We start from the raw sequence: 17,442 nt of genomic DNA, 5'->3' as shown, positions 1-17,442 counted from the left end.
AAAAGATGATAATCATGAAGAAAACAAATAGCTTACAGGCCCTTTGGATGATGTGTATGGTACTGGTCTCCGGCTTGCTCATTCCCGCCTGTGACACTGGCGATGAACTGGATACCAATCAATATTCGGGTGGTATCGAACTGAATGTCTTTGGCCCGAGTCCCGTAGCGCGTGGTGGAGAACTGCGTTTTCTGGGCAGCGGGATGAACCAGGTGACAGGCGTCCTTATCCCGGGGAGTACCGAAATTACGGATATTAAGGTGATCAGCGAAACGGAAATCCGTGTTACCGTTCCCCAGACAGCCGAGGTGGGTTACGTGGTTTTGCATACACCTAAAGGTGATATCACGACAAAAACAACTCTGACCTATTCCGAACCTATTTCACTAAAATCGATCTCCCCGTTGAGTCTTAAACCGGGAGAAGTGCTGACCATTACGGGAGAATACCTGAACCTGATGCATGAAGTCATCTTCACGGACGGTGTGATCGTCGCCGAAGCTGCCTTTATCAAGCACCAGCGCGATGAAATCCAGGTGGTAGTCCCGGCTGAAGCCCAAAGCGGAAAAGTCGTTATTTCAGACGCAGCCGAATTGCCCAACTGGATATACTCGGACGAAGAACTGAGCGTGGTGCTGCCTTCCGTAGATGCCGTGGCCGACCTGACGGGTAAAAAACCGGGGGATCTCATTGAGATTGCCGGTAAGGATCTCGATCTGGTGAAGGCACTGCGAATGCCGAACGGCGATGAAGTGGAGTTCGAAGTGAAATCTGCCGCGGAAGGTGAGGCAATCAGCTTTGTCCTGCCGGAAAATATGTCGGATGGTGCGGTGGTGATGGTACCTGCTTCCGGCGTGGAAGTTACGATTGCCAACATCGGCATGGCATTGCCTACCGAAGTAGTGGCCACTCCGGCCGCCGGATTGCGCGCCGGTGATGAGATAATTCTGACGGGTGTCAATATGGAACTTATTACGGATATTACTTTCCCGGGTGTAGGGGAAGCGGTTGAGCCAACGTCTCAAACAGCTACCGAAGTAAAAGTAGCGATGCCTGCTTTGGCCATCAGCGGCAACCTGCTGCTCAATACAGGTAGTGGTATGTCCGTTGAAGTACCGATCGAAACAGAGAAACCCGAACATACGGCTTATCAAAGCGATGCCGTATCGTTGGGAGGGGATGTCGTTATTTCCGGGAACCACCTCGACCTTGTGGTAAAAGTGGCATTTACCGGCGGCGGGGAAGTGGAGGTTTCCGCAGAATCGCCCACCAGACTGACCGTTGCGATGCCGACGATGAACGTGGAGACCGGTGTCCTTACAGCCTATATGGCCAACGGCGAAAGCGTTGAATTTCCCAGATTGACTATTAACGCTCCCCAGTTCGCTTATATCCCCGTGTTGCCGGGTGAAGACGATGAGCTCCAGAAAGGGGGTACGGTCATGACGATCGGTATTGCCAACGGAGACAAACTGACCGGTGTGCAAGTGGATGGAGCGAACGTCCAGTACATCATCAACCAGAATAGGCTCTATTTTGAGATTCCGCAATTGGCGAATGCCAACAGTAAGGTTACACTGGTGTCTTCGAATGGAGAGGTCACATACAATATAGCCTTTATCCCGGCAACGGATGTGGAAATCGTTATTTTCAACACACTGACCGACCTCGGTAGCTGGTCTGATCCACGGGTTCTCATTCCTGCAAGCGAATTCGACAGGGATATCCCTTCCGACGCCAAAATGAAGATATATTTTGCCCAGAAAGATGCCTGGGGACAAATTCAGTTCAATGACGGAACCTGGAACAACAATGGTATTTCGTTCCCTGAAATAGGCGGCGCTTACCTGACTACAGACAATGCAGGAGGGAAAGATGTAAAAGAAATTGAACTCTCGCTGACGCCCGAACTGGTAGAACGTTTCCGCACCAAAGGCGGTATTGTTATACAAGGTGAAAATTGGATCATCTCTAAAGTATCCATCACCTATAAGGTCGCCCTGGAAACCACTGTCTGGACCGGTCCGGTCACGTTAACCTGGAGTGACGGGGGACGGGTCGTGGTTCCGGCTTCCACCTTCAGCAGTGTGAGGGCCGGTGCCAAGATGCGGTTTTACTTTGACCAGATCGACCAAAAATGGGCGCAGGCCCAGATCAACGACGGCACATGGGGTCAATTGGTATTCACTGAGATAGGTAGTGCAACGCTGGTGCCGACAGATGTCTACGGGTGGACATTTGAAAGCCGTGTGCTTGAAGTGACACTCACCCGGGCTATTCTTGACCAGATTGAGGATAAAAAGGCTGTTGAGGGTGATTATATTGGCGCCGGCTTGATTATCCAGGGTTCGGACCTGATATTCAATAAAGTTACGATAGAGTGACGCAAAAAATCATTCCGTGGATACTTGTCTGTCTCTTGCTCGGATGTACCGGGCAGGAGACCGCTTTCAGCGAACGGGAATTCATCCCGCTTGCCGGAACATGGCAGACTGAACTGGGGAGCGTCGGACTTCCCGGGACGATCGACGAAAGCCGTCTCGCACCACGGAATACCGATACGCTCAATACATCCCGGCTTACACGTTTGCATCCGTATGAAGGCAAGGTCACCTATACCCGCGAGGTAGAGATCCCGGCGTCCTCTGCGCACAAGGAATGGAGGCTTATCATGGAACGGGCAAAACCGTCCGTGCTCCGTATCGACGGCGACAGTATGGGGACAAGTTCGTTGATCCTCTCTCCGCAGATATACGATATCGGGCGGCTGACCCCCGGAAAACACACGATCTCTATCGAGATCGACAATGGTCCCGGATCCGTACCTTCCGGAATACACGGTTCACACGCGTGGACCGACGCTACTCAGACGAACTGGAACGGCATCCTCGGTAAATTCGGACTGGAGGCGAACGAAGGGATCCTGATCGAAAACCTGCAGCTATTCCCCGATACCGAAACACACACCGTCCGCGTCAAGGCCCTTATCCGTTCATCCGCAAGCGGCGATGCCGTGATCACTGTGGAAGGGTATGCGTGGAATACAAAGGAAAAAGCATCGGTGCCCCGGCAACAGTTTGAAATGGCGCTGAAAGAAGGCACCGGGATCTATGAATTTCAGATCTCAACAGGTAAAAAACCACTTCTCTGGAGCGAATTCGACCCTGCATTGTACAAATTGCATTTCGAACTCAGCTATCAGGACAAAAAAGATCGTTACACCACCGATATTGGCTTCCGCGATTTCTCTACCGAAGGGACCCAATTCAGCATCAATTCGCTGAAAACATTTCTGCGGGGCAAACACGACGCCTGTGTCTTCCCCCTGACAGGCTATCCGCCGATGGAGAAAGAAGAATGGGTGAGGCAGATGCGCATATCGAAACAGTACGGCCTGAACCATTACCGGTTCCACTCCTGGACTCCCCCGCAGGCAGCCTTCGATGCGGCCAACGAAGAGGGAATCTATATGCAGGCCGAATTGCCTTACTGGGGGATGATGGATCCGGAGAACAAGGATTTGAACGATTTCCTGATCCGCGAAGGAGAAGGAATACTGACCGCTTACGGGAACAATCCCTCATTTGTGATGATGGCCTTAGGCAATGAACTGGGAGGCGATACCGGTTATATGCGCACGATGGTGGACAACTTCAGGACGAGTGATGACCGGCGCCTGTATGCCTTTGGTGCCAACAACGCATTAGGGACGGCCGGGCAACAGGAAGGCGAAGACTTTTTTGTCACCTGCCGGGTAGGCGGCGAGGTCGGCTCCGGTGATTATTCCACACATGCCCGCGCTACCTTTTCCTTTGCCGATGCGAAGGACGGCGGGTATATGAACGGAACGTACCCTTCCACGGATCTGGCATTCGAACAAGCCGTGGCCGGCTGTACCGTACCGGTGATCAGCCACGAGAACGGGCAGTTCCAGGTGTACCCCGATTACGGCGAGATCGAAAAATATACCGGGGTGCTCTATCCCTACAACATGGAGGTGTTTCGTGAACGCCTTCAACAAAACGGACTGGCGGATCAGGCCGATGATTTTCATAAAGCCTCCGCCCGTTTTGCCGCCCTCTGTTACAAGGCCGATATCGAAATGTGTTTCCGTACGCCCGGGTTCGGAGGGTTTCAGTTACTCGACCTGCAGGATTATCCCGGTCAGGGAAGCGCTTATGTCGGCTTGCTGGACGCCTTTATGGACAGCAAAGGAGCAGTTACGCCCGAAGAATTCCGCGGTTTCTGCGGTGAAATCGTTCCATTGGCTCTCTTCCCCAAATATTGCTGGAGCAGCGATGAGACCTTTACTGCCTTATTGAAGATCAGTAATTTCTCGGATAAAGCATTGACGAATGAACCATTGAACTGGAGCCTGCAAAATATCCGCACGAACGAGACGGTCTCTTCCGGGTCCATAAACGGCATACATGTTGCGCAGGGCGGGCTATCGGAAGTCGGAACGGTCAGCGTACCGTTGCGGGAGATAGACCATGCTGCCTCGTTACGGCTCGTATTGAATAGGGGGCCTTATACCAACTCTTATCAGATATGGGTTTATCCTGAGAACGAAGACGGCGCGGTCGATCCGGAACTGGAAGAGACAACGTCGTTACAGGACGCCCTGGACCTGTTGAAGGAGGGAAAGAAGGTACTGTTCTCTCCTGTCCATACGGAAATAGAACCATTGTCCGTCGGAGGGCTGTTTACCCCCGATTACTGGAACTATGCTATGTTCAAAAGCATATCGGAACAGCTCAACCGGGAGGTGTCACCCGGCACATTGTCCCTGTTGACCGATCCGGATCATCCTTTCTTCCGGGAATTCCCGACCGATATGCATAGTAACTGGCAATGGTGGATCATTGCAAAGAATTCGAGACCCTTCATCTTAAACAGGACTCCCCGGGGATACAAGCCTCTTATACAGGTGATCGATAACATCGAACGGAACCATAAGCTCGGCTTGCTCTTCGAAATGCGGGTCGGCCAGGGAAAACTGCTGGTCAATATGTGCAACATGGAAGCCATTGCCGGCAAACCTGAAGGACGACAATTCCGGAGAGCGATACTACAGTATATCTCCTCACCCGGATTTGCTCCCGCCACAGCGTTCACACCGGAAGAACTCACCGGACTGTTTACCACGACTGTCGGGGGAAAAGAGATCGTGGGCGTGAAAAATATCACCACGTACCAATAAATGATTATGAGTCACTATAAAAATAGAATTGCCGGAGCCTGCTGCCATCTGTTGGCGCTTTTATTCGTTTTCGTTACATGCAGTGATGGAGGAGACGAAAAGATACCGGAACTGGAAAAGCCGAAACTGGTTTCTTCGGTGCCTGCCGATGGGAGCGAAAACGTATCCACCGGCGAACAGACGATACTGCTTACGTTTGATCAGAATATCGTGCTGGCCAGTCCGCATGAGATCCGCCTGAACGGCAATGAGATAACGAAAGCTGCCGCGGCCTTCAAGGAGTTAACGGTGACGGCTGCACTGGAGAAGGCCACCGCCTACACCCTGGTGATCCCTGCCGGAAAAGTAAAGGGACCGACCGGTGTGTCCGCCGATGAAATAACCGTCCGTTTCACTACAAGAGGCAGCGCCAACAGCACGATCAATAAAACCCTTGTATCTCCTGACCCTTCACCCCAAGCCCAACGGGTATATGATTTTCTGGTGGAGAGCTATGGAGAGAAAATCATTTCGGGCGTTATGGCCAATGTGGCCTGGAACACGCACGAAGCGGAATGGGTCCATACACATACGGGCAAATATCCGGCACTCAATTGTTTCGACTATGTTCACCTCTACGCTTCCCCCGCCAATTGGATCAATTACGAGGATATCCGGGTCGCCGAAGAATGGTGGGGAAATAACGGGCTGATCGCCGCCGGTTGGCACTGGAATGTGCCGTCAGGAGCCAACAGCAACGGACATGGGTTCTACGCTGTCGGGAAAAACGGGGGTGACGGAGAGACCGCTTTCGATATACGGCAGGCTGTCATTGACGGAACCGACGAAAACAGTGTCATAAAGGCAGATCTTGAGAAAATAGCTGGGAACCTGTTATTGCTGAAAGAAAAGAACATCCCGGTGATCTGGCGCCCTCTGCATGAAGCATCCGGTAAGTGGTTCTGGTGGGGAGCAGGAGATGCCGCATCCTACCGCACATTATGGATACTGATGTTCGAAACCTTCAAAACCAAAGGGCTGAACAATCTTATCTGGGTGTGGACAAGCCAGACCGATGATTACGACTGGTATCCGGGAGATGACTATGTGGATATCATCGGCTGCGATATTTACAACAAAGGCCTGACAGCCGTGTCCGGCATCTACGATAGCTTAACCGACGAGTTCCCCGACAAGCTCATCACCCTGAGCGAGTTCGGCAATATTGCCGGATTGTCCGACCAATGGGACGCCGGCATAAAATGGTCGTGGACGATGCCGTGGTACGACTATAACCGTACCGTCGATCCATCGTCCGCCGCTTTCAACGAACAAACACATATACACGCCGACATACAGTATTGGGAAAAAGCGCTGGAGAACGATTATGTGATTACCAGGGATCAAATGCCGTCACTGAAATAACATAAAAAATATGATACAAACCATTTATCAGATACTATCCATTGTGTGTATCATCACGATCATGGGTGGATGCAATCAAAAATCGCAGGAAAACCGTTCCGGTCACCAGGATGAACCATCGGGACGCACCATCGAAACTCAGCACTTGCTGAAAAACCTGACGGCCGTTGCCCGTAAAGGATTTCTTTTCGGCCATCAGGATGCCACCCTTTATGGGATCGGCTGGGAAGGCGACAGCGGCCGTTCCGACGTGCATAGTGTAGTGGGTGATTACCCTGCGGTGCTCGGGTTCGACCTCGGAAAAATCGAATTGGGGCACGATAAAAACATCGACAATGTTTCGTTTGAGAAAATCCGGCAGGAGATCATCCGTCACTACAACCGCGGCGGCATGGTAACCATAAGCTGGCATGCCGATAATCCCCTGACGGGCAGCCATTCGTGGGATGTTGGGACAGGTGGTGTCGTTACGTCTATCTTGCCCGGTGGTGATAAGCACGAACTGTTCTTAGGATGGCTGCAATCGGTGGCGGATTTTTTCCATTCCCTGCAGACCGACGACGGGACAAAGATCCCCGTATTGTTCCGCCCCTGGTATGAACATACCGGCAGTTGGTTCTGGTGGGGGAAAGATTATTGTACCGTTGATGAATACAAGCAACTCTGGTCCATGACACGTGAATTCCTGGATGACCGGGGAACCGATAACCTGCTGTATGCGTACTCGCCCGATGCGCAGGGCCCCGGGGAAATATACATGGAACGGTATCCGGGAGATGAATATGTGGATTTGTTCGGGCTGGATTGCTACCACAGGGATAATGAAAAAGGGACAGAAGCGTATCAGCATACGTTGCATACCATCCTTTCTTTTATGACAGAAGAAGCAGGGAAGCGAAATAAACCCATCGCATTGACCGAAACCGGATTGGAAACGATCCCTGTTCCCGACTGGTGGACAAATGTCCTTCTTCCCGTACTGGATCAATATCCTGTCAGTTATGTGCTGGTCTGGAGAAATGCCCGGGAGAGGCCCGATCACTATTATGTCCCTTATCCCGGCCATCTGTCCGAAAAGGATTTTATGGCGTTTTATCACCATCCTAAAACGCTTTTTTGCCGCGATATACAACAACTTATGATATACAACCCATAAAAATGAAAGATATGAGTCTGTTCAACTACAGAATGCAAAAATTAAAGGAAGACCACGAAGCCTTGATTGGAAAGAAAAACCATCCCACCGAAAACAGTAACGGGTGGTACCAACGATATGAAAATCCGGTATTGACGGCAGCCCATACCCCGCTATTCTGGCGGTATGACCTTAATCCGGAAACCAATCCGCTCCTGATGGAACGCATCGGTATCAATGCAACCATGAATGCGGGAGCGATCAAGTGGCAGGGGAAATACCTCATGATGGTGCGGGTGGAAGGGGTTGACCGGAAATCTTTTTTCGCGATTGCCGAAAGTCCCAATGGGATCGATCATTTCCGCTTCTGGGATTATCCCGTAGCGATACCGGAAAATGACGATCCGGCTACGAATCTGTACGACATGAGGCTCACACTCCATGAAGACGGATGGATCTACGGCATATTCTGTGTGGAACGGTTCGATGAAACCGCAGAGCAGGGAGACTTGTCAAAAGCGAAAGCATCCGCCGGGATCGTCCGGACAAAAGACCTGGTCAGTTGGGAACGGTTGCCGGATATCCAGTCGAAAAGCCAGCAGCGGAATGTGGTCCTTCATCCCGAATTCGTAAATGGTCAGTACGCCCTGTACACACGTCCGCAGGACGGGTTCATCAATGCCGGGAACGGCCTGGGTATCGGATGGGCGCTTATTGACGATATCACGCATGCGGTGATCACCAAAGAAAAGATCGTCGACCGGCGTTTTTACCATACCATCAAAGAACTGAAGAACGGGGAAGGCCCCGCACCCATCAAAACACCGCAGGGATGGCTTCATCTTGCGCACGGTGTAAGAGCCTGTGCCGCGGGATTGAGATATGTATTATATTTGTACATGACTTCGCTGGAAGATCCTTCGCAATTGATCGCCTCTCCGGGAGGATATTTTATGGCGCCCGAAGGAGAAGAACGCATCGGAGATGTCTCGAATGTCCTTTTCGGGAATGGCTGGATCGCCGATGACGACGGAAAAGTATTTATCTACTATGCCTCGTCCGATACACGGATGCATGTAGCCACTTCCACCGTGGAACAACTGGTCGATTATTGCCTGCATACTCCCGAAGACGGATTGACAACCTTCGCCTCGGTATATGCACTGAAAAGATTGATCGATGGGAACTTAAGACTTTTAAATGAAAAGGAATAAATAAGTGGAATGATAAAGCTAAAAGAAAAAATTGGTTACGGCTTCGGTGATGCCGCCTCTTCCATGTTCTGGAAGATCTTCGGGATGTATTCCCTGTTCTTCTATACCGATGTGTTCGGCATAACGGCCGCCGCCGCCGGCACGATGTTCCTTATCGCCCGCCTGTGGGACTCTTTCTTCGACCTTTTTGTCGGGATCATGAGTGACCGCACAAAGACCCGTTGGGGAAAATACCGCCCTTACCTGCTCTGGTTCGCCATACCGTTTGCCGTGATGGGGGTGATTACCTTCTTTACGCCCGATTTCGGACAAACCGGCAAATTAATCTATGCCTATGTCACCTATTCGCTGATGATGATCGTGTATTCCCTGATCAATGTGCCTTATGCCTCGTTGCTGGGCGTCATTTCTTCCGATCCGAAGGAACGGAACTCACTGTCGTCTTACCGTATGTCATTCGCCTTTATCGGCAGTTTCGTCACCTTCATGCTGTTGCAGCCGCTGATCGATTTCTTCTCGAAACATTTTGGCGGAGAAGCTGGTGTTTCAGCCACACAAGTCGTGGAGACATCCGTCAGCACAGCCCCCATCGGGTGGGTAATGGGGGTAGGGGCCATCGGGATCATCTGCATTGTGCTGTTCCTGTTATGCTTCTTCTGGACAAAGGAACGGGTCGTGCAGATCGAAAGCGAAGAGAATGTATCGGTCAAACAGGATCTGAAGAACCTGTTCAGGAATGCTCCCTGGTGGATACTGGTAGGAACCGGATTGGCGGCCCTGCTTTTCAATGCTATCCGTGACAGCGTCGCGATCTACTATTTCCGCGATTACGTACAGGTAAACTACCGCATGGCCGGGACCGGCTGGGATATGACTACGATCTATTTTTTAGTAGGACAGGCGGCCAATCTCCTTGGGGTAATCCTCGCCCCTTCCATCTCGGCAAAGTACGGAAAGAAAAAGACTTACGCCATCGCCATCCTGGTGGCGGGAATGCTGAGTACCGGATTTTATTTCATACCCAATAATATTGTGTATATTCTCATCTTGCAGTTCTTTACATCGATGTTCGCCGGCTATGTATTGCCGTTGTTGTGGTCGATGTTTGCCGATATTGTCGATCATCAGGAGTTGGCTACCGGCCGGCGCGCGTCGGGTTTGATTTTCTCGTCATCATCCATGTCCCAGAAGTTAGGTTGGGCCTTGGGCGCAGCCATGAGCGGGTGGATACTGGCCATGTTCAACTATATGCCCGACGTGGCGCAGCAAAGCGCTGAAACCATTTTTGGCGAGCGAATCATGATGAGCCTGCTCCCTGCGGTTTGTTGTTTGCTCGCATTCATCGGCATGTCCTTCTATCCCCTGTCGGATAAAAAGGTGAAAGAGAATTTTGAACTGCTGGAAAAGAAACGGGCACAGGCAGGGTTGTAAACCCTCAAGTGCCTACGCAACTCCCTTGTATCGGTTAAAAAAACAGCAAGAATGCAATACGGATATTTCGATGATCTGAAGCGTGAATACGTCATTACGGACCCCCGCACGCCGTGGCCCTGGATCAATTACCTAGGGAACGAGGATTTTTTCAGCCTGATATCGAACACGGCCGGCGGATATTCCTTTTATAAAGACGCCAAATTCCGCCGCATAACCCGTTATCGGTACAACAACGTGCCGATGGACAGCGGCGGGAAGTATTTTTATATCAGGGATGAAGATACGGTCTGGAACCCGGGATGGAAACCCTGCAAAACAACACTCGATGCCTACGAATGCCGCCACGGGATGGGTTATACCGTGATCAGGGGCAGCAAGAATGGCATTGAGGCCGAAGTGCTCTGTTTTGTCCCGCTAAAAACACAGGCGGAAGTACAGAAACTGACCCTTCGGAACCAAAGCGGTACAACGAAAAAGCTGAAACTGTTCTCCTTTGTGGAATGGTGTTTGTGGAACGCCGCGACCGATATGGAGAACTTCCAGCGCAACTTCTCCACCGGAGAAGTGGAGGTCGACGGTTCCGTCATCTACCATAAGACCGAATACCGGGAACGCCGGAACCATTATGCCTATTACTCCGTCAATCAGCCGGTAGACGGGTACGATACCGACCGCGAAACATTTTTCGGATTATATAACGGCTTCGACGAACCGCAAACGGTCATGGACGGCGCTCCGCGTAATTCGGTCGCCCACGGCTGGTCGCCCGTCGCCTCGCATTGCCTTGAAATAAATTTGGATCCCGGTGAAAGCAAAGAGCTGGTCTTCGTGCTGGGTTACGTGGAGAACGCGCAGGACGAAAAATGGGAAAGCCGGAACATCATCAACAAGGACAAGGCGAAAGCGACAATTGCCCGTTTCGATACCGCCGGAAAAGTGGACGAAGCTTTTGCCGGATTACGGGCTTATTGGGATAACCTGTTGAGTAACTTCAATGTGCGGACACCCGAAGAAAAACTTGACCGGATGGTGAATACCTGGAATCAGTACCAATGCATGATCACCTTCTGCTTCTCCCGTTCGGCGTCTTACTTCGAGAGCGGCATCGGTCGAGGCATGGGCTTCCGTGACTCCAACCAGGACCTGATCGGGTTCGTGCATCAAATTCCTGAACGGGCCCGTCAGCGCATCATCGACATCGCTTCCACGCAGTTCCCGGACGGCGCTTGCTATCACCAATACCAACCTCTGACGAAAAAAGGGAACAACGAAATAGGGCAGGGCTTCAATGACGACCCGTTGTGGCTGATCCTCGGGACAACAGCCTATATCAAGGAAACCGGAGATTTTGCCATACTGGATGAGCCGGTACCGTTCGACAACGTGCCCGGTTCCGAAGTGCCGCTTTTCGGGCACCTCACCGTCTCTTTCGATCACGTGGTCAACAACCTCGGGCCCCACGGATTGCCGTTGATCGGGCGTGCCGACTGGAACGACTGCCTTAACCTGAACTGTTTTTCCAGCGATCCGGATGAAAGCTTCCAGACCACCGAAAACAAAACCGAAGGTTCAAAAGCCGAGAGCCTGATGATCGCCGGACTGTTCACGGTGTATGGCCGTGATTATGCGGAGCTTTGTAAAAGGCTCGGCAGGGACGAGGAAGCCGCTCGTGCGCAAAAACACGTGGATGCAATGGTGGATGCCGTGACAAAGTCCGGTTGGGACGGGGAATGGTTCCTGCGTGCTTACGACTATTTCGGAAATAAGATCGGCTCCAGGGAAAACGAAGAAGGGCAGATCTTTATCGAATCCAACGGATGGTGCAGCATGGCCGGGATCGGACTGGGAGAGGGATTGGTGGAGAAAGCGCTCGACTCCGTGAAAGAACGGCTCGACTGTGAACACGGCATCGTCCTCAACCAACCGGCCTATACGGAATACCATATCGGGTACGGCGAAATATCGAGTTATCCCCCCGGATACAAGGAAAACGCCGGTATTTTCTGCCACAATAACCCCTGGATCATTATCGGCGAGACCGTACTCGGAAGAGGAGACCGTGCCTGGGAGTATTTCCGGAAGATATGTCCGTCCTATACCGAGCCTATCAGCGATCTCCACAAAGTGGAACCTTATGTGTACGCCCAGATGATCGCCGGAAAAGATGCTTTCAGGCCCGGAGAAGCCAAAAACTCCTGGCTCACCGGCACGGCCGCCTGGAACTTTTATGCCGTCTCCCAGTATATCCTGGGCATCCGGCCTGCGTACGACCGCCTGGAAATCGATCCCTGTATCTCCCCGGAGTGGAAGACCTACGGCGTCACACGCAAATTCCGCGGCGCGACATACCATATTACCGTAAACAACCCCGGCGGGAAAATGAAAGGAGTATCTTCCGTTATTGTCAATGGGAAACCGGTAGAAGGCAATGTTGTTCCGGTACAACCTGCGGGAAGCGTATGCGAAGTGGAGGTAATCCTGTAGAAAGTAATCATAAGACATCGATAATCATACGTTCCCTAATTTGTTGTATAAAATGTCCATTGTATTATTGAAAAATGAAGTGCTCGACGAACTGACCCGGAACATCCTTCCTTTCTGGATGACGAACATGAAAGATCATGAGCGGGGCGGTTATTACGGACGGATGACCGGCGGAAACGAATTGGTGAAGGACGCGCCAAAAGGCGGGATCCTCAATGCCCGTATCCTGTGGACATTCTCTTCGGCCGCGTTGCATCTGAGATCGGAAGCGTACCTCGCCGAAGCGAAACGGGCAAAGAACTATATCTTCCGGCACTTCTTCGACGACCAGTACGGCGGCACCTATTGGATGCTGCATGCCGACGGGACACCGGCCGACACGAAAAAGCAGGTATACAGCCAGGCCTTTTTTATCTACGCGCTTGCCGAGTATTACCGTGCCAGCGGCGATGAAGAAGCTTTGTCGGAAGCCAAAGCGTTGTTCGGTCTGATCGAGCGGCACAGTTTCGATACCGCAAAGAACGGCTATCTTGAAGCCTACAGCCGCGACTGGGCGCTGCTCGACGACCTGCGCCTGAGTGAAAAAGACGCCAACGAGAAAAAAACGATGAACACCCATCTGCATGTCCTCGAAGCCTATACCAACCTCTACCGGGTTTGGAAAGACGAGCACCTGGCATGCCAACTGAAGAACCTTATCAGGATCTTTCTGGATAAGATCATCGATCAGAATACCGGTCATCTGCGTCTGTTTTTCGATGAAGACTGGCACGTAAAATCGACCACCGTGTCTTTCGGGCACGACATCGAAGCATCCTGGTTACTGGACGAAGCCGCGGTGGTGCTGGACGATGAAGAAACATCACATGAAATACGTGAAGTGGTGCTGAAAGTGGCCGACGCGGCCGCCGGGGGATTGTGCGACAACGGCGCCCTGATGAATGAGAAAGACAACGTTACCGGGCATCTCGACGACAACAGCGACTGGTGGCCGCAGGCCGAATCCATGGTCGGATTTTTCAATGCCTATCAGGTTTCGGGTAAAAATGACTACCTTTATCACGTATGCAAGAGTTGGGATTTTATCAAACAGCATATCGTAGACAAACAACACGGCGAATGGTTCTGGTCCGTATCGGCGGACGGGCATCAGGATACGGTAAACGATAAGGCCGGTTTTTGGAAATGCCCCTACCACAACGGACGCATGTGTCTGGAGCTCATAAACCGGATCCGTTCAAAAAATAAATAATCATATGAAGAAAAACTCAATCATTCTCACACTGGTTCTTTTTGTTATTGTTGCTTTGTCCTGTACCGGCAGCAGTAAAAAAACGGAAAACAACAGGAAAACGGACTACCGTTCCATCGTAGCGCAGAACGGCCGTTTACAGGTGATCGGCACACAATTGAGCAATGAAAAAGGCGAACCCGTCGTTTTACGGGGAGCCAGCCTCGGATGGCACAACCTCTGGCCCCGCTTCTATAACAAGAACGCGGTGCAATGGCTGGCCGACGATTGGAAATGCACGGTCGTCAGGGCTGCAATGGGCTTGGAAATTGAAGACAACTACCGGGAAAATCCCGAATTTGCCTTACAGTGCATCACCCCTGTCATCGAATCGGCTATTGAAAACGGAATCTATGTGATTATCGACTTCCACGCACACAACAAATACACCGAAGAAGCCAAAACATTCTTTGCCGGGATGGCCGAAAAATACGGGGAATATCCGAACGTGATCTATGAAATCTGGAACGAACCCGATTATTTCGAATGGGAAGAAGTAAAAACCTATTCGGAAGAAGTGATCGCCGTCATCCGCGCGATCGACCCCGACAATATTATATTGGTCGGCAGCCCCCATTGGGACCAGGACCTGCATCTGGTAGCCGAAGACCCGATCCGGGATGTAAGCAACATCATGTACACCATGCATTTTTACGCCGCGACCCACGAGGCCTGGCTGCGTGACCGGACCGACGAGGCGATTGCCAAAGGAATTCCCGTTTTCGTATCGGAGTGCGGCGGCTCGGAAGCCAATGGCGACGGACGGTTAGGCATAGAAGAATGGAAAACCTACGTCGATTGGATGGAGAGTCGGAAAATAAGCTGGGTGGCCTGGTCCGTTTCCGACAAGAACGAAACCTGCTCCATGCTGCTCCCCCGCGCCTCTGCCGATGGCAACTGGACGGAAGACCTGCTCAAGCCTTGGGGAAAACTGACGCGTAATTCTATCCGGAACGCGAATGATGAAAACCCGGATATCTGATCAGATGCAAACAAGAATAGACTCTCTGATTTTATTGTTGCATGGTTGTCTCGGCGCCTGTCGATGCCGACCTTTTGGATGCTGACAGCTGGTTGAAAACAAATTATCTTCCTTTCGATCCCACCTATCTGAATGCTAATTTTCTTACCTTTCACCGGATAGATGATTTCATCTGTTATCTCCCGAAAAACCAATCATTTATTTAAATAATATTAAATCGAAATAAAAAATGGTTTAAACATGATAAAATAAAACTTTTGCCGGATATTTTTTGTTTAATTGTAACTATTAAAAATCCGGCATAATATGAGCAGTTATTCGATCAAATCCTTAGAGCAATATTTTAAGGTATACCGAAAGTCGATCCGAAAGCCCAAAAAGTTCTGGGCGAAAATAGCAGAAAATAATTTCACCTGGTACCGGAAATGGGATAAGGTGTTGGAATTTGATATGGAGAAGGCTGAATTTATCTGGTTCAAAAATGCCAAACTCAATATCACCAAGAATTGTATCGACCGACATCTGGCAAACAGGGGGGATGAGAATGCCATTATTTTTGAACCCAACGATCCGGACGAACCGGCACGCTATTATACTTATAGCCAACTGTATGCCGAGGTTTCCAAAATGGCTAATGTGCTTCGGGAACAAGGAGTACAGAAAGGCGACAGGGTATGTATTTACCTGCCCATGGTTCCTGAACTGGCTTTCAGTGTGCTGGCCTGTGCACGTATAGGTGCAATTCACTCCGTGGTATTTGCCGGTTTTTCTTCCAATGCCCTGGCTACCCGTATTAATGATTGTACCTGTAAACTTATCATTACTGCAGATGGCGGATACCGTGGAACCAAGACCATCGATCTGAAACGTATCGTGGACGAAGCACTTGTAAAGTCCCCTTCAATAGAAAGAGTATTGGTTGTAAAGCGCACCGGCCAGGAGATCGATATGAAAGAAGGACGTGACCGTTGGCTGCAACCGCTACTGGATGAGGCTCCCGCTACCAGTATGGCAGAGGTGATGGATGCCGAAGACCCCCTCTTTATTCTCTATACTTCCGGCTCGACCGGAAAACCGAAAGGAATGCTGCATACCACGGCGGGATATATGGTCTATACGGCGTACACCTTTAAAAATGTATTTAATTACATGCCGGGAGATATATACTGGTGTACGGCCGACATCGGGTGGGTTACAGGACACTCTTACACCATTTACGGCCCGCTGCTCAATGGGGCTACTACTGTTATCTTTGAAGGGATCCCTTCGTATCCTACCCATAGCCGTTTCTGGGAGGTAATCCAAAAACACCGGGTCAATCAGTTCTATACGGCACCCACGGCAATCCGTTCCCTGGCCAAAGAGAAGATTGAATATGTCAGGGATTACCGTCTCGACTCTCTAAAGGTGATCGGCTCCGTCGGTGAACCTATCAACGAAGAGGCATGGCACTGGTATAACGACCACGTGGGTAACAAACGGTGTCCCTTGGTGGATACCTGGTGGCAGACAGAGACCGGAGGTATTGTGATATCGGCTATCCCCTTTGTCACGCCGACTAAACCTACCTATGCTTCACTGCCGCTTCCTGGGATTAAGCCGGTTTTGATGGATGAGCTGCGAAACGAGATCGAGGGCAACCAGCAAATCGGAAACCTTTGTATTGAATATCCCTGGCCGGGTATTGCAAGGAGCATCTGGGGAGATCATCAACGTTTTATCGATACCTACTTTAAGACATTTCCCGGTAAATATTTTTCAGGAGATGGCGCACTACGCGATGAGGTGGGCTATTACCGCATCACCGGGAGGGTAGACGATGTGATCATTGTTTCGGGACACAACCTGGGAACCGCGCCCATCGAAGATGTGATCAACGAACATCAGACGGTAGCAGAGAGTGCTATCGTGGGATATCCGCACGATATCAAGGGGAACGCCTTGTACGGTTTTGTAGTGCTTAAAGAAACCGGCTTATGGCGTGACCGGCAGAATCTTGCAAAAGAGATCAACCAACTGATTTCCGACCAGATCGGTGCCATTGCCAAGCTGGACAAGATACAGTTCGTAACGGGATTGCCAAAGACGCGCTCAGGGAAGATTATGCGGCGCATCCTACGTAAAATTGCCGAAGGAGAACAGTCCGACTTCGGAGATATCACAACCTTGGTCAATCCCGAAATCGTAGAGGAGATCAGTCGGGAAAGGGTATAACATACGGATACGGATATAGATTTTTTAAATATTTTGGTTTTGTCTCATTTCTTCATGCAATAAATTTAGTATCTTCACAGT

General features: G+C 50.8%; 11 protein-coding genes. All 11 read left to right on the top strand.

From position 1 onward, the window contains the following. Window positions 1–14 precede the first annotated feature (14 nt). The 11 genes from U2P89_RS02015 (at window position 15) to acs (ending at window position 17,361) form a co-directional block, all read left to right on the top strand. Window positions 15–2,384: a hypothetical protein gene (locus tag U2P89_RS02015; RefSeq protein WP_322190479.1), complete on the top strand. Its 2,370-nt coding sequence runs from the start codon at window positions 15–17 to the stop codon at window positions 2,382–2,384. Beyond that, the gene (locus U2P89_RS02010) at window positions 2,381–5,203 is read left to right on the top strand and encodes a glycoside hydrolase (RefSeq protein WP_322190478.1); all 2,823 of its coding nucleotides are present in this window, start codon (window positions 2,381–2,383) and stop codon (window positions 5,201–5,203) included. The genes U2P89_RS02015 and U2P89_RS02010 overlap by 4 nt, the downstream gene beginning before the upstream one ends. 6 nt (window positions 5,204–5,209) lie before the next feature. Next, complete coding sequence (locus U2P89_RS02005; RefSeq protein WP_322190477.1) at window positions 5,210–6,607, top strand: glycosyl hydrolase; 1,398 nt, start codon at window positions 5,210–5,212, stop codon at window positions 6,605–6,607. A gap of 10 nt (window positions 6,608–6,617) precedes the next feature. After that, entirely contained in the window at window positions 6,618–7,763 is a 1,146-nt protein-coding gene (locus U2P89_RS02000; protein WP_322190476.1) for a glycoside hydrolase family 26 protein, read from the top strand. A gap of 11 nt (window positions 7,764–7,774) precedes the next feature. Next, window positions 7,775–8,956, top strand: a complete 1,182-nt coding sequence (locus tag U2P89_RS01995) for a glycosidase (RefSeq protein ID WP_322190507.1) — start codon at window positions 7,775–7,777, stop codon at window positions 8,954–8,956. A gap of 9 nt (window positions 8,957–8,965) precedes the next feature. Next, window positions 8,966–10,387, top strand: coding sequence for an MFS transporter (locus U2P89_RS01990; protein WP_322190475.1), 1,422 nt, complete (start codon window positions 8,966–8,968; stop codon window positions 10,385–10,387). A 51-nt stretch (window positions 10,388–10,438) separates the two neighbouring features. Further along, window positions 10,439–12,874, top strand: coding sequence for a GH36-type glycosyl hydrolase domain-containing protein (locus tag U2P89_RS01985; protein WP_322190474.1), 2,436 nt, complete (start codon window positions 10,439–10,441; stop codon window positions 12,872–12,874). Between the two features lie 52 nt (window positions 12,875–12,926). Then, the gene (locus U2P89_RS01980; RefSeq protein ID WP_322190473.1) at window positions 12,927–14,126 is read left to right on the top strand and encodes an AGE family epimerase/isomerase; all 1,200 of its coding nucleotides are present in this window, start codon (window positions 12,927–12,929) and stop codon (window positions 14,124–14,126) included. A 4-nt stretch (window positions 14,127–14,130) separates the two neighbouring features. Beyond that, the gene (locus tag U2P89_RS01975) at window positions 14,131–15,147 is read left to right on the top strand and encodes a glycoside hydrolase family 5 protein (protein WP_322190472.1); all 1,017 of its coding nucleotides are present in this window, start codon (window positions 14,131–14,133) and stop codon (window positions 15,145–15,147) included. A 41-nt stretch (window positions 15,148–15,188) separates the two neighbouring features. Then, complete coding sequence (locus tag U2P89_RS01970; protein WP_322190471.1) at window positions 15,189–15,353, top strand: hypothetical protein; 165 nt, start codon at window positions 15,189–15,191, stop codon at window positions 15,351–15,353. Window positions 15,354–15,453: 100 nt separating this feature from the next. Beyond that, complete coding sequence (gene acs, locus U2P89_RS01965) at window positions 15,454–17,361, top strand: acetate--CoA ligase (protein WP_322190470.1); 1,908 nt, start codon at window positions 15,454–15,456, stop codon at window positions 17,359–17,361. Window positions 17,362–17,442: the final 81 nt, after the last annotated feature.

This window comes from Proteiniphilum sp., from assembly GCF_034331125.1.
In the GTDB taxonomy this organism is placed as follows: Bacteria; Bacteroidota; Bacteroidia; order Bacteroidales; family Dysgonomonadaceae; genus Proteiniphilum; species Proteiniphilum saccharofermentans.
This window is presented reverse-complemented; position numbering and strand designations above follow the sequence as displayed.